Here is a 24,520-nt window from a genome sequence, read left to right on the forward strand (position 1 = left end):
GTGACAGTCAGTTCGTAGAAGCATCCAATACCGGGAATGGAAACTCATCACTCACAGTCCGGCTACTCTTCATAAGTGATTCCAATCGGGTCAAGATCTCCGGATGTAGGCCTGAGACATCACGTGTTTCCGCGCGGTCGTTCTTCAGATTATACAGTTCGGTTTTCATAACCGGTTCGACATTGCCTCGCGGCATAAGCTTTTGTCGGATGGCTTTCCAATCGCCCACCCGTATGGATTGTTGCCCCTGATACGCAGGAAATTCTCGATACAAGTAGGGACGTTCAGCTTGCGTCTTCCCCATTAAGGTAGGCGCGAAACTGATGCCATCGACATCGCTTGGAACTCTACCGGCTTCCTCTCCGACGATTTCAACTAAGGTCGGAAGCCAATCTTCAAATCCCGTAATAAAATCGGACTCGCTGCCAGCTGGAACTTTCCCTTTCCACCGAACCACAAGCGGCACTCGAATTCCACCTTCATAGAGCGATCCTTTTCCATCGCGTAATCCTCGGTTCGAATTAAAGAAAAGACAATCGGTGCCGGCTAACCCTTCATGGGTGCCTTGAGTGGGTCCATTGTCACTGGTGAAAATGAATAAGGTGTCCTCATCAAGTCCAAGCTCCTCAATCAGATCCATGGCGCGACCAATGTCTCGATCCATACGTGTGATCATAGCTGCGTAGGCTGCTCGTGGTTTGTAATGCGGGATGTAACCTTTGCCCCCTTTATATGGCGGATCGCTCCACTCACCTAAATATTCTTCCAAAGAATCATCCGGCACCTGTAGTGCTACATGGGGTACGGTCGTCGGCCAGTAGAGAAAGAAAGGATCGTCTTTGTTATCACGAATGAATTCCAGGGCCTGTTCAGAAATAAGGTCAGCTGAGTATTCATTGCCTTCGAAGCGTTTGTAGCTGGCCGGATCATTTGGATCTTCATCCTCTCGAAATGTGTCGTGTGCGGAGAAAGCATGATTATCGAGTTCGATGACTTTGTCGTTATCCCACAAGTAGGTCGGGTAAAAATTATGAGCGACCGATTGGCAATTATAACCAAACCAACGATCAAACCCTTGGTTTAAAGAATCTCCGGTTGACCCAGGTCCGCCGAGCCCCCACTTACCAAAACCACCAGTCACGTAACCTGCCTCTTTCAATACTTCAGCAATGGTAACCTCTTCATCTGGAATGGGAAACTGACCTTCAATTTCTCCCCGTCCAATAACAGGGCCTCTCGCCATACCTCGGTTATTCCGTATAAAGGTATTCCCTGGATTTTTCCCAGTCATCAGCACGCAACGAGAAGGAGCGCACACCGCATTGCCGGAATAATGAGAGGTAAACTTCATTCCCTCGGCGGCTAAGCGATCGACATAAGGTGTTCGAATCTTTTCCTGACCGTAGCAGCCTAAGTCACCATAACCCAGATCATCAGCGATGATAAAAACAATATTGGGTAACCTGGCAGAAAGTGTCTGGGAAAAACTTAAGACTGTGAATGCAGCAAAAAACCAAAGGGATAGATTCTTATTCATCCCCCTTTAATGACACAAGGTAGTCGATGAGCGAAGTAAATTCACCGATGGTAAGACTTCCCGCCAAACCAGGAGGCATGAGCGAATTGGGCAAATGATCCTCTTTTGCAACATCCGTTCTTTTTATTTGAGAGGCTTGTCCGGCAATGTCCCGCACCGTTACGATACCGTCAGCTTCAGCTGTGACGAATCCCATCTTGGCTGAACCGTCGTTCATGGTGAAGAGTGAGGTTTGAAATCCTTGAGCGACCACTTTGTTTGGTTCCAAAATGGAATCGATCAGATAGTCCCGGGTAAACTTACCGCCGGCAGATCCTAAGTAAGGTCCTTTTTGCTCCGCATCCATATCGACAGCGTGACAAGCAATACAGCCCACACGCGAAAACATTTGCTGTCCAAATACAGGATCACCCCGCTCTTCCATAGCGACCGTGAATGTATCTGCGTTGCTCATCTCCATGACCTTCTTTGCTCCACTAAAACTGGTAGCGACTTCGGACTGCGCTTTCTCAGCCGCGTGAATCAGGTCATCGTTATCGGAGTTGAGCCCCACTTCGATTTGCTCATCAAAGCCGGAGAGTTTAAGATCTGCGAGCGCTAGAAAGAAACCAATTTCACGTGGATTTTCCGCTATCATTTTTTGAATTGCTTCAATCCATTGTTCCTTGGCCAGTGGAGAAACGAGCATGGTTAACAGAGCACGCCAGGCAATACGACTTTCTGTATCGCTCGCACTGGCAGCGATCTTGCGGAGTGCTTTCAGTTCTAACCCACGTTGAGTACCATTCACGAAATCACTTACATTCTGATCCGTTCCCTCTGGGGGTTCTGATTGATCCATCCAGGAAGCGAGCACTTCGATACGGGCATCAATGCGGAGTTTGTCACTCTCACGCTGAAGGGCACGGTAGCACTCAAGGCGCTGATTCCAGCCACGTGATGTATCTTTTGCTGCATCCGACAATAAGCGAATTTCAGCATCATTGGGAGAGAGAGAACCTAAGGCAGCTAATACGGGATCTAAGCCTTCGAGCTTGAGCTCACTTACTGGGATTCGGTTCTTGGCCAATCCTTCCAAATAGGTCCCCTGCTTTTCTTTTGGAATGTCAGCGAATCCGTTTTCAAGGACGGACCGAATGCGCTTACTTAGAAACCATTCAATCAATTCAAAATAAGGCCCACGGTCATCCGGACGGGTTCCCCACCAACTAACCATATCCCAAGGCTTTTCTTTGAAATGCAAACGCGCCAATGCCAACAAAGAATCTAGACGCAGATCATCATCCTCTTTGCTATTCGCGATATCGATGAGACCCGTGACCGATTCCACACGATACATACGTTTCAGTGCGGATAAGGCAATTTGCCGTGTTTCTGGATTGGATACTGCAGACAAGCAGTCCTCGACATTTCCCAAGGATACCAAAGCTCGAATGGCAGTGTGGGTTACACGAGGAGATACACTGGCTTTAACCCATGATGAAGAAGCTGCAATGATGTCCTTCGCCACGTGACTAGCTCCCAACCTTTCCAGACCAATAAGTGCCTGAAGGACGACTCTGGGATTATTATCGCTAAGAGCATCTACAAATAATTCCACGGGCACATTATTCAATTCTCCCTTACGATCCGTCATGGCTCGCAATGCAAATTCACGCAATGAGTCATCATATTTTGCCAGTTGAACCAATTTAGGGGTACTCTCCTCGCCAAGTAATTGTTTGTAGGTAAAGATGGCAGCCACTCGATTATAAAGAGGAACGGCTTTATTGACCGTGTTTGCACGTAATTCCTGAAGTGCCTGACCACTTAATCCCCTTTTGAGTATTTCCTGTTGGGCCTCTAATCGTTGAACACCGCTTTGCGAAGTCAATAATCGAACTAATTCCGAATCACCTACTTTCGTGACATCCTGATAGCTGGCTGGTGTTTCTCCAGGTGCAGTCGCAACGACCACAGCTCCAACTTCGACCCCTTCTCCCGCGAACTTGAATTTTCCGTTCCGCCAGTCAGCCATATAAAGCCGGGAGAAACCATCGACGTCTACACCTGTAGCACGAGGTAATACTTCAAAGATTTCCTGGTGAGGTTCGAAGCTTTCCCCATCAGCGGGTAAGTCATGATAGTAAACATGCCCGGTCGTCCAATCAGTGGTGTAAAGCATGTCTCCAAAATTCCCGGGAAAACCCGGTTCGTGAATGTAAGCACCGCCCGTTCCTGATCCTCCTCCATAATCCTTCAAGGGAGCAATCGCTTCGTCCTCAAAATTCTTATACAAACGCGGGTATCCATGATCCCCCAAAGAAGTGAAATGATGAAGGTGGGTATTCCATCCCTTGCCATCGTTGGTATTATCGCGGCTGAAAATATCCATGTAGGGTGAGATCCCCAGATTGTAGATATTGCGAACCATGATCGAGTAAGGCTCCAATTCGGACCCATCAGGACGTACCCTCACGACTCCGCCACCATGCAGCGTGTAAGTGCTTCCATCGGCGGCACGTGCCTCAGTCATACCGAAGTCACCTACTGCAATGTAGAGCCAACCATCGATCCCCATGGTTACCCCATTGGTCGTATGGTCCGCACCACGTGGATGCTCAATACCACCTCCCAAGCCCTGAATCAGGAGTTTCTTTTCATCAGCCACACCGTCCCCATCCGTATCGCGAAAAGAGCTAAGATACGGCGGATGAATTAGATAAAGCGTGTCTCCGACCCAATCGCCACCGCGAGGACTGTCCACGTCAGGAACAAAATGCTGAAAATCATCAGCCACACCATCGCCATTGGTATCCGTTGCCCGGATCACGCGTCCCATTCCAGGATCTTTGCCCAGCGAACCATTCTGATCGGATGAAACATACACATCGCCATTGGCGGCCACGGTAATTGCGGCAGGGTAATCGATATTGGGTGGCATGGCGAATTCCCGGACTTTGAAGCCGTCGGGAGCAGCATGAGCAATAGAAGCGAGCGTAAGCGTGGCCAGGGCTGGTAGAAAAAAGCGCATAAACATGGTATCTCTTAGAAAGGCAGACAGACTGGTCTGTCTAAGGTTTCAAGAAAGTCAACGCCTAGATTGATACAAAAGAAAAAGGTAACCACGAATGGACACAAATGTACACGAATAAATACAACTCATAATAGGACCATCACCACAATTGGAATTCTTGTCTATTCGTGTCCATTGGTGGTTAATTCCTTATATTTCTGACTTAATTTCCAACAATCTGTTCTTTCGGTTCAGGCGATGCTTTCCACTCCAAAATCCACTATTATGCCACAACAATTCAGTTCGCTTCTTCGATTTTCCGTTCAAGCAGGTCACTCAGAATATCCACACTTTCCAACAGATATTCAAAACCCCTTTTGGAGCTTCGTCTTTCCAAATAAAGACGGTAGAGCGGATCGCGAAACTCGGAGTTTTCGCGATAGTGTTGTTGAAACTCTGGAACATGGAGATCCACCACACCAAATTCCGCATCGGCTTCCAAATAGTCCTTAACCAAAAAGGGGCCTATCGCGACTTTAGTATCTTCGATCAATAGCCAACCGGTGCTTTGCGCGAACGCCATGATTCCTTCAAATCTAGTGATACATCACCTCAACCCGTTCTTAACCTCTGAATCAGAAATAGATGAAATTTCATCGGCAAATTCAGCAGCCAATGAACTTGGAGCGGTGCTTTTATGAACGATTTGAGTGTAATTTGAATTTGAATCTTCTAGCTGAATTCCTTCTAGAGATTCATCATTGATCCTACTAAAACTCTCAATAGCCTCACCGCGCGTTCTGATATGGTAGCCAATGATCACTCGCTATGTCTCACAAGCGACGAGAATACGCTCGAACAACTTTAACTCAGCCTTCTTTTCCTTCCTATTTTCATTCCAGTCGTTGATCTGAACGGCGATCAATATCCCGACGATAATGAGAAATATTTCGCCCACTGCATAGAGTGTATACTTAAAGGATTTACTCTCCTTCATTGCGTCCATCCGAATTGCTCTGAAAAACCTAAACACGTGAAATCACCTTCTAGCTAGGGTAATCTTCTACAAAACATCCGGATCCGGCTTCCATTCAGGAATCCCTTGCTCGGCCAACTGCTTATTATAGCGTTCGACCTGTGGATGGGTCGGAGAATAAGGAGCATCTTCATTGACCATGAATGGCAGTGTCTCCTCCCACCATGTGTCATAAGCCTTTCGCAGATCGGCGATCACTTTGGGATGATCGGCCGCGACATCCACCTTCTCAAAAGGATCAGCGATGATATCGTAAAGCTCCTGGTTGTTTACAAAACGCCAACGCTGGGTTCGGACAGCAAAGTCTTTGAATTTACTTTTATTGGGATCTTCCCCTTTGTTCCAACGACCCTTGTGAATAAACAAATAGCGGTCTTCCCACACGGCCTTAGGATCTTCAAGCAGAGGTAACAGAGATTTTCCATCGATGGCTTGAATTCCGTCCGGGATTTTAGCTCCAGCCAAATCCGAGAAGGTATCAAAGAAGTCAATGTGGGCCGAGAGTCCGTTGATATCCACACCTTCTCCCAAGACACCTTTCCAACGCCAGAATGCTGGCACGTGGGTTCCGCCTTCGAAAGGAGAACCTTTACCTGTTTTGAAACCGGCTGTGTAGTGCTGAACGCTTTTCCCATTTAACTTTCCGCCACGTCCGGCCTGACCATTATCAGTCATGAAAATAACGAGGGTATTATCCCAGGCGTTCCAGACATCAAGCTTGTCCATGAGTATGCCAAAATTGTGGTCGATGTTCTCGATCATGCCATAGCGACCTGCCGTATTCTCATCATATCCCATTTCCAGGAATCGATTTTTAAAAGCATCCGGAGCAATCATGGGACCGTGCGGAGCGTTGGGTGTGATGTATGCGAAATAAGGGGTTCCCGAGTCATGGTTTTCTTTTATCCAACCCAGTGCGCCTTGAAAGAACACATCCGTACAAAAGCCCGGTGTCTTCACAATAGTGTCATTGTGCAATATGGCGTTATCGAAGTAACGGCCTTCTTTTTCTTGGTTTGGAGGAAAGTCGGCACAGCTACCTTCGTAGGATTGGCCGATGCCACCAGCTCCATGAATGAAGGTTTCGGTAAATCCGCGACTGTAGGGTTGGTATTCATCCTCATCTCCCAGATGCCATTTTCCAAAAATCCCGGTTTCATAGCCGGCATCCCGTAATACCTCCGCAATCGTTGTAGTTGAAAGTGCCATACGTTCCCGTTCACGAATCGTGTGAGTGACTCCATTGCGGAATTCATGACGACCACTCATGATGGCCGACCGCGTTGGTGCGCAGGTCGGGCTGACATGAAATTCAGTGAATCGGGTAGAGAGGCCGTAGAATCGATCGAGGTTGGGTGTCTTAATCAAGGGATTTCCCAAGGCATTGATATCTCCCATGCCCTGGTCGTCTGTCATAACCAGAATAATATTGGGACGGCTACCAGCCAAACCAGCTTGCTCTTGAGAATTGGTGCCACAACCGGCCAATAACAATAAAAAGGCAATAAGCCCAAGAATGATTCGAAGGGATTTCTTCATAGCGGTAGTGTTTCTTTTAGGTAAATGAATTAGGGTTTTTCTATTCGCCAATCTTTGGGCGGCACGAAGCCATCGCGGCCGATCCAGAAATGCGTAATAGCATCGTCCGGTTGAAGTCGACGATGGGCAACTAACTTCTGTCCCAGTCGCTTTACTACTTCAGGATGTTTATGAGCAAGATTGGTCGTTTCGTTCAGGTCACCTGGCATCTTGTAAAGAAAGACTTCGTGATCCTCAGTAATCCCGTCTCGCCGTAGGTCAAAGCCTTGCACCACCAATTTCCATTGAGCAGTTTTTAGCCCATATTGCTCGCGATCCTGACCGGGTTGCCCGTGGTAGGAATACCAGTTTCTTTCAGAAAAATTCCTTGCTTCTCCCTTCAGAAGCGAATGCAGGCTGACGCCATCCAGTTCACGACCCGGAACAACGCCTTCTTCTGGATCCAATCCGGCGGTCTCCAGCAAAGTTGGGAAAATATCAATGTAACCCATCGTATTTTCGATTTTGCGCTTCCCTGCCCAGTCTGCAGGCCAACGAACGCAAGCCACCACGCGCACTCCACCCTCAAAGGTGGTTAACTTACTACCGTTCAATGGCGCATTGTGCTCGGGAACACCGCTTACACCACCGTTGTCGCTCATAAACCAAACCTGGGTGTTCTCGGCCTCGCCACTCTTTTCAATGGCTTGTAAGACTTGCCCTACACCTTCGTCCAAGCTCCAGACCATGGCCTTGAGCCATTCTTCCTTCGAGGGATTTTTTGAAGTGACGCCGAAAAGATCCAGATCTTCCTGCTTTGCCTGAAAAGGCGAATGAGGGGCATTGAATGGCACGTAGCAAAAGTAAGGAGCGTCTTCCTTGGATTTCTCGAGTATAAATCTTGAAGCCGACTCAGCTATTAAATCGGTGGCATAGCCTTCCCTTTTGGTTGGCTCATAATTCACGTGCCAATCGAGTTCCCCCTCCCGTTCATGCGTGAAGTAATCAATAGCTCCGTTATAGTGGCCTTCAAATTGAGTAAAGCCACGGGCTAATGGATGCCACTTTGCCTGATGATGCCCAAGGTGCCATTTACCAAAAATGCCACGATGCTTGTAACCAGCTTCGGCTAACGCTTCCGGAAGCGTGCGTTCTTCTGTGGATAATCCATAATTCCTTTGCGGAGGAACCACCGCGCGCGCCAACCCAAAACGAATCGGATAACGGCCCGTCATCAATCCAGCACGTGTGGGTGAACACATGGGGGCTACATAAAAACGATCCAATTCGATTCCTTCACGAGCCAGGCTATCGATATGGGGTGTCTCAATTCTATGCGGCGAATGATAGCTCACATCGCCCCAGCCCAGGTCATCGGCAAGCATGAGGACGATGTTGGGAGCGGAAGCACTTAATCCGGTCAAAACAACAAGAGACAGAAACAGAAGAAGAGACCTTATCATGTGAGTAGCATTATTTAATTTGTATTGAAGACGACAGTGAAAATTAAGCGCCTGGTAGTTCATCAATGGTGATTTCGGTTTCGCGAATCTGTTTCTGTAATTCTGCCTCAAGACTCCTAATGACTTCGCGGTTGTGTGGCTGGCCTATTACATTGTTCATTTGATAGGGATCCAACTGCCGATCAAAAAGCTCAGGATCGTGACCGGCCACTTTGACATAGGTATAGCGATCTGTTCGAACACCATAGTGTTTGGTGGCTCCCCAGTAGGTGTAAAATTGAGAGGTTCGCCAATCGTCGACTCTGTTGCCTTTCAGAAATGGGACCATGCTACGACCTTGCATTGTCGATGGTGTCTTTGCTCCAGCCAATTCCAGCAAGGTCGGTGCAAGATCTACATTGATGCACAGGTCATCGTTTATTGAACCAGGCTTTATTAGCTTTGGGTAGCGAATCAAGAAAGGCATACGAATGGAGGTTTCCAGAATGAGACGTTTATCATAGAAACCATTTTGCCCCAACCAGTACCCCTGATCCGAGGTGTAGATAACAATCGTGTCTTCCGCCAACCCTTCCTCATCGAGATAATCTAGCACACGTTTCAAATTGTCATCGTTTCCGCTGATGCAGCGAATGTATTTATGGATCATGTGCTGGTAGGCGACCCGGATCTTGTCGTTTTCATCGTTGGGATCATGCGGCCACATCTCGTTGGGGGCTTCGTCCTCAAGGTGGCGTTCATAGTAATTCGCACCGCTCCTTGGCTTAAATATGGTATGAGCCATATGAAACTTTGTCCGCTTCATAAACTCCTTCTTCAAATTAGAATTACTTTCGCGAGGATCTACGTAAAGGTTGGGTGGTTCCGAAATCTCCACATCGGCCAGAAGATCGTCATACCTAGCAGCATGTCCATACTCATGGTGAGGTGCCTTGAACTGAAGGCTCAATAAAAATGGTTTTTCCTTGTCCCTTTCCTTGAGCCAATCCATCGCGATATCTGTATAGACATCCGTGGAATAGCCTTTGCGCTTCCAGGTACCTTCCGAGCCGGTAAAGGTAGGATCGAAATACCTCCCCTGCCCCTTTACGACCATGTATTTATCATAGCCCTTGGGCAGGCTTTTGAGGTGCCACTTCCCAACCAGGAAGGTTTCATAACCCACTTCTTTGAGCTGTTCCGGGTATTGGGGAGAATTGTCGTTGATGTATCCATTCAGGCCCAACACTCCATTTCTATGACTATACTGCCCCGTCAAAATGGACGCACGACTCGGAGAACAAATCGAGTTGGCGCATACGAAATTATCGAAGCGCATCCCTTCATCCGCCAAGCGATCGATGGTAGGAGTTTTGGCGTAGCCCTTCAAGTAGGTGCCGTAAGCCGAAATGGCTTCAAAGGCGTGGTCATCGACGAAGACAACAACGATGTTAGGACGGGCAATGCAGAAGAGATTGAATCCCAATAATAGAGATAGAAAAACAAGTGCTTGTTTCATAGGGTATTTTTAAAAGGCTCTTAAGATATTTCATAGATGCATACAGGCACCAGTCTGTTTTCCGAGAGAAGCTACCTGCTTCGGAAGATTGAGCTAAGTAATACTTCAACCAGCAGATCTTCCATGCCGTATCCGGATTGTGATACGCGGCTAACGATCTCATCCACTTCAACTTTATCTTTAAATGTAAGCTCTCGCCCCGTGGAGTAAGTAAGCAGCTTGGTTATCAGGTTTTTCGCAAATAGTTCTTTTCGCTCTGCTAATGCTCCAATCAAGTCTAGTTCATTGATTAAATATTCACCGGATGGCAACTCGCTGGATCCGTCGACTTTTCTACCTTGCGCCTGTCTGGCAATCTTACCGCTACCAGAAAAAATGGTGTAATGCTCACGAAAACCGCCAATAGGATCGTAGTGCTCCAGACCGAACCCCCAGGGATCGATGCGCGCATGACAGTCTCTACAAGACTCAACCTCACGGTGTTTAGCCAGCTGTTCACGAATAGTCGTTGCGCCTCGGGTATCCGGCTCAATAGGTGGAACGTCAGGTGGCGGTGGAGACGGTGGCGTACCAAGAATATTCTCAAGAACCCACACGCCCCTTACTACGGGTGAAGTTTCTACTCCATTGGCCGAAGCGGTCAGCACACTTGCGTGACCCAGCAATCCTTGTCGTCGAGCCGAGGCAGGCAAGGATGTCTTCCGGAAGGTTTCGCCAAAATCACCTTCCAAGCCATAGTGCTTAGCCAAAGCACCGTTCACAAAGGTGTAAGATCCATTTATAAAGTCAGTGATAGGACGATTTTCCCGCAGCACGTAATCAAAGAAGAGTTGGGTCTCCGTTTTCATGGCCACCTCCATCCGCTTTTTATAGTAATTAGGATACTGAGCATTACTCGGCGGCATGGTGCCTATCTTGTCCAGTCGGAGCCAAGCTCTTGGAAACTGTTCGATGAAGGCCTTGGATCGTGGATCATTGAGGAGGCGTTTAACCTGCTGAATGAGTGTTTTCTTCTGAGTCAGTTTTTTGGACGCTGCCAGTTTAAGTAATTCCTCATCTGGCATGGATGACCATAAGGTATAAGACAGCCGAGATGCCAATTCGTAAGCATCGAGCGTAGTTCCATTTTCTGAGTTGCCCTCATCCAGAAAGAGAAACCTTGGAGAAGTAAGTATAGCCGAAAGCCCCAGCTTGATCGCTTCTTCATGATCAATTCCCGCTTTGATACGTCCCAGAGCATAGTCGATGTAATGCTGTATCTCTGAACGCTTGACCGGACGGCGAAACGCCTTTTTCGCAAACGCAGTCATCATCTGTGGAATGTTCACCTTGCTGGGATTCGTTTCTTTGCCGATAATGTTGCGGTGTCCTCGAGTTGGCCATTCACGCTCTATAGGTCCTTCCAATTTCATTTCGTAGACTCGGACTCGCGGGCCCACGTAAAACTGCGATATGTATAAGCGAGTCTCAGGATTGATCTGACTTTCAGGCAATGGAATGCCCTGTTCCGTCATTCTATCAATATCGGCATTCCCAGGGATCTTTGCATAGGGATGATAGGCATTGATGACTCGATTCAAGATACCCTTAGCCGCACCTGGACCGTTGATGTAGTTAATGAATGGAATCGATCCTTCCGACATCCATGAAGAAACCTCAAAGGTAGCTGGCTTATTATCGAGTAGATCAAAAACCCCTTCCAGCTTACGCCCCGACAAATTCCCTTTATCCAAGAAACGTTTTTCAGTCGCATGCCAGATGCCAAGCTTTATGGGATCGGTTAGGTCCAGTTGGAGCACATTTGGATCATAGGGATTTATACGTCCAACAGCCTCTGCTGTTACACTGATTTGATATGTTCCATCTGCAGGCACTCCAGTCTTCACAAAATCCAACGGAGGATTGGTTCTTCGATCTGCTGGTTCACCGTGCGCAATGTCAAAAAAGTTTCCTGATTCATCCAACACGCTGTATTTAACCTGAGCATTTCCTCTGGTCTGTTTAGTGAAATCTTCAGGCTTAAATATCCAGGTTTTCTTTTCCGGTCTTTCTTTCCCAAATACCAATGCCTGATCTAAGTAAATGCGTGCTGCCTTGAGATACAAAGCCAACTGATGTTGAGATAACACCTGAGCTTCACCAATATTGGTAAATCCGTGTTTTTCCTGATCAATAGGAAACTGAGTGGTCGCATCTGCGATGTCAGGATTCACTCCCAACAAATCGCGCATGCTGTTATTGTATTCGTAGCGAGTAAGTCGCCGAAGAACAGTTTCTGAAGGAGCTCGGTTCTCTTCAACTGCAAGCAAGTATTCCGTGATTGAATCTACAGCCTTGCGACGCTCCTCCGAAGGCGGTTGCAAAACATCATCTTCATCAGGTGGCATATCGCCCAAATTCAGTAGATCTACGATTTCCTCCAAGGTGAACAATTCATTTGGGTCTTCTGGATTCTGTAGAAATGCTTCGAAAGACCGGTCACCCTTTTCCTTATCATCATTGTGACAATCGAGGCAGTATTGTTTCACGAAAGGAACAACATCAGGGCCTAGGTTTGGGTTGTCGGCAGCGCTTGTGGATAAACCGATGAAGCAACTGAGAATGCTCAGATATTTAATCTTCATTTGCTTAAACGACATCCAATCCCGTCAGTGTACCGGAAGATAAATTGAACTGATCCACTTCGGCTCCAAATCGCTGAAGCATGGATACAAAAAGATTACAGGCTGGGGTATAGGTGCCACGACTCTTGTCTTTTTCGTATCGAAGATGCTGACCGTGATTGAATCCACCACCGGCTAACAGTAAGGGTAAGTCTTTATTGCTGTGAGAGCTGGCGTTGCCCATACCACTACCTAGTAAAGCCATGGTGTTATCTAATAACGTTTTTCCGTTGGGCTCTTGAACAGCCGACAACTTATCGAGGAATCGGGCAAACTGGCCGGTGTGAAAATTTTCGATAATCGAAAGTTCTTCGATGTAACTCTCCACCTTACCGTGGTGCGTCAGTTGATGATAGCCTTTGGTAATAGGGAATCCTCCGGAATTGGCTCCAATGTCTGAAAGCTCGAAAGTAATCACTCGGGTTGAATCAGTCTGAAGCGCCAAGGCAATTAAATCATAGTAAAGAGGGACCCGTTTTACAAAGTCCATATCGTCCGCTCCATTGGGCATCTCGTAGCTCACCTTGGGTTTCGGCTTATCCAGCCAGGCTTCTGACTGAGTAAGTCGCTTTTCAAGTTCTCTGACCGATGTAAAATACTGATCGAGTTTCTCCTGATCATTCTTGCCAACGCGATTCGTTAAACGGTCAGCATCCAAGCGGACAAGATCCAGGATACTTTTCTCCTCGGCGTGCACACGCTTGAGGAGATTCAATTCATTAGGATCCGTTTTCTGAAACAACAAGGAATAGAGCACGCGAAGATCTTGGACCGGAGGTATTGGGACCCCGGAATTGGTCCAGGACAGTAAATTGCCCGCAGAACTTCCAGAAGTAAACTGCATGGACGAATACCGTGTATCGGTCTCTACATATTCGGCAGCTTTCTGATCAACCGTTATGTTACTTTCCTCATAGCCCTCGGAGTTCTTCCCTAAAATACCGGACAGATAGGCATGCACTCCCCCATGACCTCCCACGGCTTCTGATCCATGATCAAGCTGAGAAAAGATCGAAAAATGATCGCGATGATGAGCTAAGGGTTGCAGCAGTTCAGGCAATGAGTAATTCACACCTGTTTCGGTAGGAAAAAACAGTTTGGGAACGAAGCCAAAATTGGTGCCGACACAGACCATACGCATAGGCACTTCTGCAGACATGGTCGCTCCAGCCATAATATCGAGGTGAGGCAGGGCCATCATAGCTCCGCCCATACCACGCAGAAATGCACGTCGATCCATCCGGGTAGATTGAAAATTCATAGGGTAAAATAATGCTGGGAAATCGTTTTAGACAAAGCAATCTTTGTTATTATCAGGAAAGACTACCAGTAGAACTCCAGAGCATGAATACTCATACGCTACCAATCAATGGTTTTGAGTGACTTGAAGCCTGTCTACTCCACCTTAATAAATTGCCCCTGTACCTGATAGCCTGGGTAATCTCCATGATCGTAACTGTGCCGGGCAGATTTGAGCCAAGTCATTAGTTCCAAGCGTAACTCACCTGCTAAAATGGGATTTTTCTGGTAGAGATTGGTTTCCTCTTTTGGATCCTCTTTCAGGTTATAGAGTTCGTCTTTTTTGCTCTCATCAAACCAAAGCAAGAGTTTGTGGCCCTGGCTAATAATTGAAGCGGTGGGGGATTTCTTCTGCATATTCGAAGCAAAGGGAATAAACTTGTTACGTCTCCAATCTTCTCCTTTCAATAGATCCAACACATTGGTGCCATCCATAGGCCTATCGTTTGGAGGTTCTATTCCTAATACGGCACATAGGGTCGGGAGGTAATCCAAACTACACACGGGTTCATCTGAGCTTTGTCCGACATCTATCACTCCTGGCCAGTAAGCAAATGCGGGAACACAGACACCTCCATTGTAAAGGTAACGCTTTCTTCCTTTGAACTCGCCTGCTTCTCCGTAGTACACGCCACCGTAAGTGTTGTATTCAGGTTCTGGGGTTCCCGTTCCCTCAGGACCATTGTCAGAGCAGAAAAAGATCAGCGTATTCTGTTCGATTCCCAGCTCTTCCAAGGTCTGGCGAAGCCGTCCTACTTCGTTATCAATCGAGGTGATCGACCCCAAGTAATGCTGGCGACCTAGTTTCTCATTCGGGTAAAGCGCCCTCAACTCTTCACCCGCTCTCGTGGGAGAATGGGGACCATAAAACCAGATAGTGGCAAGAAACGCGTTCTCATCTTGAGCCGAGTCTTCTACAAACTCCAACGCGCGATCCATGATCATCTTTTCGGAGGAGCCTTTCCAATCTTCTTTAACCTCCGTACCATTCGACCAGAAATGAACCCGATGTTTTGGCATTCGCAATCCCGTTTCATCCAATGGATCCCAGGTAGCAATGTTCGTTTCGGTTGCAAAGGTGACATCGTAATGTCGCTCCCAAGGAGGGCCGTATCGTTCCGCGGTTGTCGCTGGAACAGGTCCTGACAGTTCAGGATCTTTCGTCAGGGTTCCCAGATGCCACTTTCCGAAATGACCTGTTCTGTAAGCCTGGGACTTGGCGATTTGAGCCATGTTAATTTCTCCAGTGGGAAGCTTTCCTATATTTACGCCGATCATTCCAAAACGCATGCTATGACGACCCGTTTGCACACAGGCCCGTGTAGGCGAACAAACCGGACCCACAGAATAGAAGCGCGTGAAGCGAAGACCATCTCCGGCCATACGATCCAGATTAGGTGTCTTGACCAATGAATTGCCATTAAACCCTACATCACCGTAGCCGAGATCATCGGCCATCAGGAATATAACGTTTGGTTTGTCGGCTGCAGCCAAGGAGCCCAACAAAGAACAAAAGAGTATGACGTACTTTAAATGCATTATTCGGCCCATGTAGGTTTCCAAATCGGCTTGCCGGTGTAAAGCTCACCGATTTCATAACGATCACTAGGATTAGCAGCCGTATCCATTATGGTTGTAATCTCAGAAACGACCTCAGGATGCTCAGCAGCTACATCGTTTTTTTCTCCAAGGTCGTCCTTTAAATTAAAAAGCTGAACGGAGCCAGTTTCGCCATGCCTGACAGCCTTCCAATCTCCCAGCCGAACAGCCTGATCGTACTGCTTCCTGCTGTGCCCGTAATCCCAATACAGATACTCATGAGTTTCAGAAGGAGGATTCCCTAGAAAAGCAGGCCAGACTGAATGCCCATCCACACCAGCGAAAACAGGATACCCTGCTACCTCTGCCAAAGTCGGTAACATATCCCAAAACGTAATGATTTGATCACTTTTAGTATTTTCAGAAATGGTGCCTTTCCAGCGCGCAATAAAGGGGATGCGGATTCCTCCTTCGTAAAGAGTTCGTTTTGAGCCGCGCAACGAGCCATTACTATTAAGTTCTTCATAGGGCCCACTTCCCAAAGGACCTTGGTCACTCGTAAAGATGATCAGGGTATTGTCCGACAACCGTACACTATCAATCATGTGAACGATCCTCCCGACATCGTAATCCAACCGACTGACCATGGAGGCGTATTTCTTGGCTGCCAGGCTCCAGTTTTTGTCTTTATAAGGACCAAGGTCGGGAACAGCTAAACGGTCTTCGTCTTCGATTGGACTGGAAAAGTGCGGAACCGTATAAGCCGCGTATAAGAAAAAAGGCTGCCCTGCATTTTCGGTGATAAATTTCAATGCGCGCCCCGTTAATGCATCATGACTGTATACTCGCCTGGATTTACTGTTCCCTGGATATTGAATACGGCCAGTCGGAGATTTACTATCATCCAAATACTCTGGAAAATAAAAATGCGCATGGTCCTGATTCTGGTAACCAAACCACATGTCGAATCCTTGACTAGTTGCATCGCCAACGGTCCCCGGATCACCTAAGCTCCATTTTCCCACGCCACCGGTAACATAGCCAGCGTCCTTAAGCACTTCCGCAAGAGTGATGTCTTCCGGTTCCAGATAATAGTCGTAATGGGGTACATTATCTCGAGCTGGTGTATGTCCGTTGTGAAGACCGGTCATTAATACGCTTCGTGATGCTGTGCAAACAGGTCCTCCCGCATACGCCTGAATAAAACGCATACCCTCACTGGCGAGAGCATCGATGTTGGGTGTTTGTATCCTCTCTTGTCCATAGCAGCCAAGGTCACCATAGCCAAGATCATCGGCCATAATGAAGATGATGTTGGGTTGGCCGAAAGCAACAAAGCTAGAGGCCAGAGTCCATAGGACGGAGGTGAACAAAAATAACTTAAGATACCTAATCATAGATCTTAGCGCTGGAGTTCACGTCAGCGTTCCATCGATTGTAGGCGGACTGAAGTAATTTAACTTTCTCTGGGTATTTATTGGAAAGATCAATCGTGTCTCCGATATCCGTATCCAGATTGAACAAACCCGATTCTCCATTGGCATAGGTCAATTTCCAGGGGCCACTTCTTACGGCCCAATTGCCGCGAATTCTCCAATAGAAATTCCTTTCAGGTAGTGGATTTCGATCCAACAGTAACGGAGATAGGTCCAATCCATCCATCGGCATCTCATCGAGTAAGATTCCCGCCATGTTGGCAAAGGTCGGAAACCAATCAATGGAAATACTGGTTTGATCCGTCACACGCGATTTTATTTTTCCAGGCCAGGAAACGATGGTCGGCACTCGATGCCCTCCTTCGTAGACTTGGGTCTTTTGTCCACGCAAGGGTCCGTTGCTGGATATATTTTCAAATCCACCACTGTATCTGATGTAGCCACCATTGTCCGAAGTAAAAATAACCAGCGTATTCTCAAGCAGCCCTTCCTCTTTCAGGGTGGCCAAAATACGTCCTACACTCCGGTCCACGGACTCGATCATCGCCTTCACATGAGGATGAACATTGGAACGATCTGGAATAACGCCCCACTTGTCTTGATGGTAAGCCGTTCCCGCCTGTCGATGGGGCGGATCTTCAGGTCCCTGCCAGGGAAAATGGATTCCCAAGTGAGGAACGTACAGGAAGAAAGGCTGCTCCTTGTGACGTCTGGTGAAATCAACGCTGTGCTTGGTAATTAAATCGCTTGTGTACCCTTCCTCGGGAATTAATTCATCGTTCTTCCACCAATCGGGACGACCACTGCGATCGACATGGGTAAAGAAATCGCCATCCCCCGAACCGAGACCACGAAATTCATCAAACCCCTGCTTGGTTGGAAAAAAGGGCGGCTGAAAACCCAAATGCCATTTCCCAAAGCAACCTGTGGAATAGCCTTTATTTTTCAAGACTTCTGCAATCGTTATCGCTTCGAGAGGTAAGCCGGTATGGTAATCGTCCACCCCCGATATAGCCCCGTAAAAGTTAGGACCGAAACGCTGCTGATAAACTCCGGTAAGTGTCCCTGCCCGCGTGGGCGAACACATGGGGCCTGACGAGTGAAAATCTGTAAACCGTAAACCTTGGGCAGCCAAGCTATCTATATTGGGCGTATTATTTTGGGTACTACCATAACACCCAAGATCACCATAGCCCAAATCATCGGCCATGATGAAGATGATGTTGGGAGGAGCAGCAGCAAAGATTGAGGAGCAGAGAGCGAAGAGGAGGACTGGAAATAGAGTAGCACAGGCATCTTGCCTGTGTTTTCCTTGAACAACTGCAGCAGCAGAGCAGGAAGCTCTGTTATTCTGCGCTTCGCTGGTAGATGTGTCGGTATTCGCCTCGGTAGCCCTACCCAAAATATTAGCACTCCTCCTCATTTCACCAACTCTTCCAATTGCCTTTCTAGTTCTGGCAACCATTTCTTATAACCTTCTCGAGCTACAACATTCATCGTCTCCAGCGGATCCTTCTCGTGGTCGTAAAGCTCACGAGCTTGCACATGACCTGTTTTGAAATCTCGCCACTCGGTATAACGAAATCGATCGGTGCGCATGGAATAGCCCATCACTTCCGGCAATTTGCCTTTTGGATAGTTAGGGCGCGGCGTCTGAGTTAATACAGCTGGTTTATGATCTTCCTTCGGATTTTCTAGCAAATGAACCAGGGATTTGCCTTGCAGATTCTTCGGAGCTTTTATTCCGCAGAGCTCTATCAACGTTGGGTACAGATCTAGTAGCTCGACCAGGGAATCGGTCCTTTGCCCAGCCTTATGTTCTGAAGTGACGATCATCATAGGAACCGCCGCATCGAGCTCGAAGGCGGTCGTTTTCCGAGTCAACCCATGCTCTCCCAAATGAAGTCCGTGATCCGACCAATAAACAATAATCGTGTCGTCCTTTAATCCGAGCCGATCAAGTTCGCTTAGGACCTTACCCACTTGCGTATCCAAATAACTGATCGCAGCCAAGTGGCCGTGATGCATTTCACGAAGCTCATCCGGTTTCGAACGGCCATTATAACGCGAGCTGGTGAGAGCTATTTCAGGAATACCCTTTGGAGGCTCCAAATGTTCAGGCACAGGAACCGATTCTCTATCATACCAATCCCAATACTTTTTAGGTGCATTGAAAGGTGTATGTGGTTTCCAGAAACCAACAGCGAGAAAGAAGGGTTGATCCTTTTTGCTGAGTATTCCCAACGCCTCCACCGCTTTATTCGCCACTCGGCCATCATAGTAAGCATCATCGGGAACATCTCGGCATTCGGTTCCTCCAGCTCCGGAAACCAGATTCGGAGGCAGATCTCCATCCAGCTGAGCATCATCATGTCCATGCGAACCATAATGAAGGAATTCTGGTTCACTCCACGAGACTCGATCCCCTTTCCAATCGTCCTGACGATAATTATGAAAGATCTTACCCACGCATTGGGAGTGATACCCGTTTTGCTTAAACAACTGTGGGAGCGTAACCACATCTGGCACGTTCTGCCTAAAATGAGTAAACAGATCCCAAACCCTTAATGTATCTGGTCGCAATCCAGTTAATAAAGAGGCCCGTGAAGGATTACACACGGTTTGCTGACAATAGGCGCGCTCGAACAAAGTCCCCTGCTCTGCCAGTTTATCTATATTGGGTGAAATTACATGCTCGCTTCCGTAACACCCCAGTTCTACTCGTAAGTCATCGACAGCGATAAAGAGCACGTTGGGTCGGGCGTGAGTCGTAATTTGAAATAAAAGAAGGAACGCGAATGCGAAAACTGTAGGAGGGGCTTTATGCCCCGATTTTCGGTAGCCTATAAAGCGATCGGGGCATAAAGCCCCTCCTACATTTCTCAAATAGCAAATCATCCCCTCGGATTCTGTTTATAGTACAAACGTCCATCCTCAGAACCGATCAATAAATCGGGAATGCCGTTTCCATCCCAATCAACCAGGGTAGGACTTGAAGTATGTCCGGAGACTTTTCGTTCATCCATCGTACCCATATTCTGTAGAACGACTTTGCCGTTTCGTTCGCCCATGTTTCGATAAAAGTCGGAATTCTCACCGTTGAACAAAATATCCAGCCGACCATCTCCGTCCCAATCACCTACCTCCAGTTTTCTCCGACCACTTTTTCCTGCCGGTCCTCGAATCAAGCCGAGAGACTCACCCTTTTCATCTACAAAAATTCGCTTTCCTGGAAGCAACACGAGTTGATCCTTTTTCAAAGCTCGTTCGAAAAACGCTAGTTCACCTTCATGGTCCAACATGACCAGATCCATAAGACCGTCTTGATTCCAATCCACAGCAACTGGAGTCGTTCGCCATTGGGTAATCAATTCATCTCCTACCGGGTCCCACCAGTTCCAGGCTGGTTTGGGAGTTTTACCTGGCCACTCAACCGTGATCGGTCGTGCATCATCCAGTAAGGGTTTTCCGGGTATTCCAATATTTTGATACCAAATAATTTTTCCCCAGATGGAGTTTACCACGATATCCAACAAGCCGTCATTGTCCCAATCAGCAACCGTTTGTGTGGTGTAACCCCACTTGGCCTCTGCAGGCCCTTGAATCGAACCATTCCGTCCAGCCTGGATACGGATAGTATGGCCTCTCGCTTTGAGTAATTTAACCTTATCCCATTTCGGGTGCTCACCTCCGCCAAGATTTTCGAAGAAGCCGATATAGCCTGCTGTGTTTCCACAAATGATGTCTTCATCCCCATCCTGATCCCAATCGACACCATAGGGAGTGGCTAATGCTCCGAATTTCACATCCTTTGCTTTTTGTTGAAAATAGATTGGCTTCTCAAAAATGGGAGTTCCCTGCCAAGTCGTGCCCTTGCTCTCAAGGAGAGCAACACGGCCATCCTCATCTCCACAAATGAGATCCAAATCGCCATCTCGGTCCCAATCGAAAGCCACCGGAACAATCATCTGCAACTCCATCGTAAGCGGCTCGTCTCCGTGCATGAGCGTTTGTCCAGGTGCGTAAACAGGTTCAGTCCGTGTGCCGGTATTTTCAAAATAAGTAAACGAATCCCGGAATTCGCCGCAGAGTAGATCCAGATCACCATCCCTGTCAAAGTCGGCAAAGTTGGGTGATGGCCAGCCAAAGACTTCCGTAGGCTTGTCACCTGCCATGATCTGTTTTGACTTAGCGTACTGAGGCATCTCATTCGTGCCCTGATTTTTCAGCCAAAAAACAAAACCACGCAACGGGCCATTCGTCCAAACTCCCTGGTCATTATAGGCGTCATCCCAACCGTAGTCAGCCCAATCGCCCACGCCTACGACCAGATCTAGTAGGCCGTCTCCATCGTAGTCGACATACTTCCATTGCTTGGCGCGCGTATTGCCGGTGGATTGATAAACCTCTTCTTGGGTCACCCCGAGTGAAACACCGGAATCAATGCCTTTCTCTAAAAACTCTGTGTGCTCAACACCCGGTGAGAGAACCCGAACCTCTCCATCCACATAAGAAACCTGAACATTATGATCCCCCTTACTGATACGTATCGGTGGCTCAAATACAGGCATCTTTACATTGCCTTGTTTGTTCTCAAAGAAATAGGTCCCGTTAAACGGCTTGTCCGGACAAACGACCACCAAGTCGAAGTCGCCATCCTGATCAAAATCCATCGGCATCGGCCAGGCCCAGAGACCGACACCGAGATCGACGACCTGGCCGGGGTTGTTGTATTGAAGACGTTGGAGTTCTGCGGATGCACCAAGGATGCCCATTGCCATCCAGAATAGAAATATAGTCCGACGAAGCCATCTGCTCAACTGTAGGAGGTAGCTTGCTGCCGAATGGAATGTCATAGATCGTTGGTTCGGCAGCAAGCTACCTCCTGCAGTTGAGGACCCCCATTTCATAATTCGCTAGGATTCAGCACAACGTGCTTAACAGACTCCCGATTATAGGTGTAAGTGATGTGCACTAAACCGTCGCTCCCCTGAATAACCGCGGGATAAGAATACTCGCCCCAATGGCGACCGTCTGCTGGGCGAGGATTTGATTCATGTTCCAGGGTCAAGGCGACTTCCCACTCATGGCCATCGTCGGACAGTGCTACATTCAGAATTTTTCGACTGGGAATTTTGGTTTTTCGGGTCGTGTGATTGTAAACCAATAGCTGGCGTCCATCTGCTAACGTAACGGCATCGGTTCCAGCGCTTGGATTGGGTAGTTCAGTGGCAGCCATAAGACTCCAGCTTCTCCCACCATCTGATGACCAGCTTTGGGAGACGACCTGCTGCATGCTACGGCAAAGAACCTGCATGTCACCGTTGGAATAGGTAAGTATACTTGGCTGGATGGAATCAAACTCGATGCCATCATGGATTGGGCCAATCACATCCCAGGTTTTTCCCAGGTCAGACGTCACTTCGAAGTGCACCCGCCAACGTGTATCATCGTCGGTCAATTCAACTTCGGTGCTGGTAGGGCAAAGAATGGATCCGTCTTCCAATTGGATCGGTTTGTTTTTCACCGGGCCGAGTAAATGTCCAACTGCCCAGTGTTCCCCTAGCTTGGTTGGCCAGGACCAGGTTTTACCATCGTCTTCTGACGTGGTTAACATTCCCCACCATTCGCGTGGATTCGGGCCGACTTTATAGAACAACATCAAAGGTCCATTTTCGGGCTGAAACAAAACGGGGTTCCAACAAGGATAGCGTAAGTTCATGGATTGAACACCATTCACAACTTCTGTGGGTTCGCTCCATCTTCCATTCACCAGTCGTGATACCCAAATCCCCACATCAGGATCCCGTTCACGCGTGCCAGCAAACCAGGCGGCGACCAGCCCACTATCCGTTTCAACAATGGTCGATGCATGACATTCCTTGGTCGGCTTGTCCTCAATTGAGAATATGAGTTCTCCGGAAACCAAGCCACCTTTTCCTTCTTTGGCCAAAGGAGGCAGATGACTCTGGTCCATGACTCCCAAAACGTCTGACACAAAAACGAGGAGGCCAAAAGCTAATATCAAGGTGAGCTCACAAATGATCCACTTTCTAAGAGCAATCAATTTCATAGGGTATTAAGATTTAGAGTTTTGAGAATCGTTTCTACTTTAGCACGATCCTCAGGGTAAAATTTATTAAACGGTTCCGCCATACAGTCATCACAGAGTCCAAGGATGGAAGCAGCACATTTGGTTACTTTGATAACCCGCGAGGCATACTGACCAATTTCATAGATTTGGCCAAAGTCCTCAATCTTTTTTTGGAGATCTGAAGCACGTACCGCATCACCTGATACAGCAGCCTGGTAGGCTTCAACGAATAGCCGTGGGTAAATATTAGCCCCGCCATTGACTCCACCTGATCCACCCAGACGAACCGAGTCGATCATCTTAGCTTCAGGACCGACCAGCAAGGACCAGTCAGGGCGTGCCGATTTGAGTTCTACCAACTTGGCAAAATAATCCAGGTCACCGCTGCTATCTTTTACACCGAGAATTTGATCATGAGAGGATAGCTGACTCAAAGTATCGATCTCAAACCAGACCTTGGTCAGGGACGGAATATTGTAGAGCATAACCGGCAATGGCAACTTGGGCAGAATGTGTTCCACATACTGGGTGAGCTCCGTTTGCCCTGCCGGGAAATAATAGGGCGTTGTTAGCACCACCGAATCAACTCCTGCTTCAGCAGCCACTTGGGCTAATCTCGCCGACTCTTCCATAGCCGTATCAGTCACCGCAACAAGCACCGGGATGCGTTGCTTTACGATACGGCACACTTCCAGAATAACTTGAATTCTCAGTTTGTAGCTAAGACAAGGCCCCTCTCCCGTCGTGCCCAATGCAAAGATACCATGCACCCCACCAGAAATCATATGCTCGAGCAGTCGCTCCAGTCCTTCCACATCTAAAGTATCCGGGTCTTTAAGCGGAGTAATGAGCGGTGGGATGATTCCTTGAAATGACATAAGGTCAGTAATCAGTCGATGGGTATGACTTCAAATTCGACCAGATCTTCCCACTGTTTTGTCCAACTAGCAAACAGTTCCTCATCGTCTGCCTCCATTAATTGGTAACAAACACCCTAATCCTTATTCACCCAGGAATTTATAAAGATGAGCCCTTCAGGAAACATGCGCCCCTTCTGATCCAAGCGATCGTAAATCTGCTCATAGCAACCGGCCTTAAAGCGTTCGATCACCATGTATTGTTTCTTAAGTTCTGGTTTTAACAATGTAGGAGGTAGCTCGCCGCCGAATCGAAAGTCCAACGACGTAAAATCGGCAGCAAGCTACCTCCTACAAAAGGTAAAAGGAGTCCATACAACCCTCGTCCTTGAAGCGTTCGATGACCATGTATTTTCGCATACCTTCGACGTGCCTTGTTAATTAGTGGTTCATACGGAGTCCTGATGTCGGCATTGACTGACGAATGGTAAGGGCGCGCACTTCTGCGCATAACCGCGACTAGGAGGAAGGAACATCCGGCATGTCGGCCCGAGGGTGAGTGCACACCGACAAATAATTGAGGTC

At 47.8% G+C, this 24,520-nt stretch carries 16 protein-coding genes and 1 pseudogene; all 17 read right to left on the bottom strand.

Translation table 11 applies throughout. The features are described 5' to 3' along the window. Positions 1–7: 7 nt before the first annotated feature. The 17 genes and pseudogenes from GA003_09255 to GA003_09335 all read right to left on the bottom strand — a co-directional run bounded on the left by GA003_09255 (position 8) and on the right by GA003_09335 (position 24,192). Positions 8–1,537, bottom strand: a complete 1,530-nt coding sequence (locus GA003_09255; GenBank protein ID QXD30118.1) for an arylsulfatase — start codon at positions 1,535–1,537, stop codon at positions 8–10. Beyond that, positions 1,530–4,550, bottom strand: coding sequence for a hypothetical protein (locus GA003_09260; protein ID QXD30119.1), 3,021 nt, complete (start codon positions 4,548–4,550; stop codon positions 1,530–1,532). Before GA003_09260 ends, GA003_09255 begins: the two co-directional genes overlap by 8 nt. Positions 4,551–4,830: 280 nt before the next feature. Continuing rightward, on the bottom strand, positions 4,831–5,115 hold the full coding sequence (locus GA003_09265) for a hypothetical protein (protein QXD30120.1): 285 nt from the start codon (positions 5,113–5,115) through the stop codon (positions 4,831–4,833). 243 nt (positions 5,116–5,358) lie between these two features. Further along, complete coding sequence (locus GA003_09270) at positions 5,359–5,529, bottom strand: hypothetical protein (protein QXD30121.1); 171 nt, start codon at positions 5,527–5,529, stop codon at positions 5,359–5,361. A gap of 66 nt (positions 5,530–5,595) precedes the next feature. Then, on the bottom strand, positions 5,596–7,107 hold the full coding sequence (locus GA003_09275; protein ID QXD30122.1) for an arylsulfatase: 1,512 nt from the start codon (positions 7,105–7,107) through the stop codon (positions 5,596–5,598). Positions 7,108–7,136: 29 nt separating this feature from the next. Continuing rightward, entirely contained in the window at positions 7,137–8,546 is a 1,410-nt protein-coding gene (locus tag GA003_09280; protein ID QXD30393.1) for a sulfatase-like hydrolase/transferase, read from the bottom strand. 46 nt (positions 8,547–8,592) lie between these two features. Continuing rightward, a complete protein-coding gene (locus GA003_09285; protein ID QXD30123.1) occupies positions 8,593–10,047 on the bottom strand; it encodes a sulfatase in 1,455 nt (484 codons plus the stop codon). A gap of 71 nt (positions 10,048–10,118) precedes the next feature. Further along, complete coding sequence (locus GA003_09290; protein QXD30124.1) at positions 10,119–12,671, bottom strand: DUF1592 domain-containing protein; 2,553 nt, start codon at positions 12,669–12,671, stop codon at positions 10,119–10,121. Positions 12,672–12,675: 4 nt separating this feature from the next. Then, positions 12,676–13,851 (bottom strand): DUF1552 domain-containing protein, encoded by a 1,176-nt coding sequence (locus GA003_09295; protein ID QXD30394.1) that lies wholly within the window; start codon positions 13,849–13,851, stop codon positions 12,676–12,678. A gap of 254 nt (positions 13,852–14,105) precedes the next feature. Continuing rightward, positions 14,106–15,548 carry a sulfatase-like hydrolase/transferase gene (locus GA003_09300; GenBank protein QXD30125.1) on the bottom strand — a complete coding sequence of 481 codons (1,443 nt, stop codon included), beginning with the start codon at positions 15,546–15,548 and terminating at the stop codon, positions 14,106–14,108. Next, positions 15,548–16,945 carry an arylsulfatase gene (locus GA003_09305; GenBank protein ID QXD30126.1) on the bottom strand — a complete coding sequence of 466 codons (1,398 nt, stop codon included), beginning with the start codon at positions 16,943–16,945 and terminating at the stop codon, positions 15,548–15,550. Before GA003_09305 ends, GA003_09300 begins: the two co-directional genes overlap by 1 nt. Further along, on the bottom strand, positions 16,938–18,386 hold the full coding sequence (locus GA003_09310) for a sulfatase (GenBank protein QXD30127.1): 1,449 nt from the start codon (positions 18,384–18,386) through the stop codon (positions 16,938–16,940). Before GA003_09310 ends, GA003_09305 begins: the two co-directional genes overlap by 8 nt. Positions 18,387–18,403: 17 nt before the next feature. Further along, on the bottom strand, positions 18,404–19,882 hold the full coding sequence (locus GA003_09315; protein ID QXD30128.1) for a sulfatase: 1,479 nt from the start codon (positions 19,880–19,882) through the stop codon (positions 18,404–18,406). Beyond that, positions 19,879–21,765, bottom strand: coding sequence for a VCBS repeat-containing protein (locus GA003_09320; protein QXD30395.1), 1,887 nt, complete (start codon positions 21,763–21,765; stop codon positions 19,879–19,881). Before GA003_09320 ends, GA003_09315 begins: the two co-directional genes overlap by 4 nt. A 125-nt stretch (positions 21,766–21,890) precedes the next feature. Beyond that, entirely contained in the window at positions 21,891–23,057 is a 1,167-nt protein-coding gene (locus tag GA003_09325; GenBank protein ID QXD30129.1) for an exo-alpha-sialidase, read from the bottom strand. Continuing rightward, a complete protein-coding gene (locus GA003_09330; protein QXD30130.1) occupies positions 23,054–23,956 on the bottom strand; it encodes a dihydrodipicolinate synthase family protein in 903 nt (300 codons plus the stop codon). Before GA003_09330 ends, GA003_09325 begins: the two co-directional genes overlap by 4 nt. 11 nt (positions 23,957–23,967) lie before the next feature. Further along, positions 23,968–24,192, bottom strand: a pseudogene (locus GA003_09335) (DUF3303 domain-containing protein). Positions 24,193–24,520 lie beyond the last annotated feature (328 nt).

The sequence above is a fragment of the Opitutia bacterium ISCC 52 genome, from assembly GCA_014529675.2.
Taxonomy (GTDB): Bacteria; Verrucomicrobiota; Verrucomicrobiia; order Opitutales; family UBA2995; genus UBA2995.

Coding starts and splice junctions, on each gene's coding strand:
- GA003_09265 (QXD30120.1), bottom strand. CDS start 5,115: ATGGCGTTCGCGCAAAGCACCGGTTGGCTATTGATCGAAGATACTAAA.
- GA003_09290 (QXD30124.1), bottom strand. CDS start 12,671: ATGAAGATTAAATATCTGAGCATTCTCAGTTGCTTCATCGGTTTATCC.
- GA003_09270 (QXD30121.1), bottom strand. CDS start 5,529: ATGAAGGAGAGTAAATCCTTTAAGTATACACTCTATGCAGTGGGCGAA.
- GA003_09300 (QXD30125.1), bottom strand. CDS start 15,548: ATGCATTTAAAGTACGTCATACTCTTTTGTTCTTTGTTGGGCTCCTTG.
- GA003_09305 (QXD30126.1), bottom strand. CDS start 16,945: ATGATTAGGTATCTTAAGTTATTTTTGTTCACCTCCGTCCTATGGACT.
- GA003_09260 (QXD30119.1), bottom strand. CDS start 4,550: ATGCGCTTTTTTCTACCAGCCCTGGCCACGCTTACGCTCGCTTCTATT.
- GA003_09275 (QXD30122.1), bottom strand. CDS start 7,107: ATGAAGAAATCCCTTCGAATCATTCTTGGGCTTATTGCCTTTTTATTG.
- GA003_09330 (QXD30130.1), bottom strand. CDS start 23,956: ATGTCATTTCAAGGAATCATCCCACCGCTCATTACTCCGCTTAAAGAC.
- GA003_09255 (QXD30118.1), bottom strand. CDS start 1,537: ATGAATAAGAATCTATCCCTTTGGTTTTTTGCTGCATTCACAGTCTTA.
- GA003_09295 (QXD30394.1), bottom strand. CDS start 13,851: ATGCGTATGGTCTGTGTCGGCACCAATTTTGGCTTCGTTCCCAAACTG.
- GA003_09285 (QXD30123.1), bottom strand. CDS start 10,047: ATGAAACAAGCACTTGTTTTTCTATCTCTATTATTGGGATTCAATCTC.
- GA003_09315 (QXD30128.1), bottom strand. CDS start 19,882: ATGATTTGCTATTTGAGAAATGTAGGAGGGGCTTTATGCCCCGATCGC.
- GA003_09320 (QXD30395.1), bottom strand. CDS start 21,765: ATGGCAATGGGCATCCTTGGTGCATCCGCAGAACTCCAACGTCTTCAA.
- GA003_09325 (QXD30129.1), bottom strand. CDS start 23,057: ATGAAATTGATTGCTCTTAGAAAGTGGATCATTTGTGAGCTCACCTTG.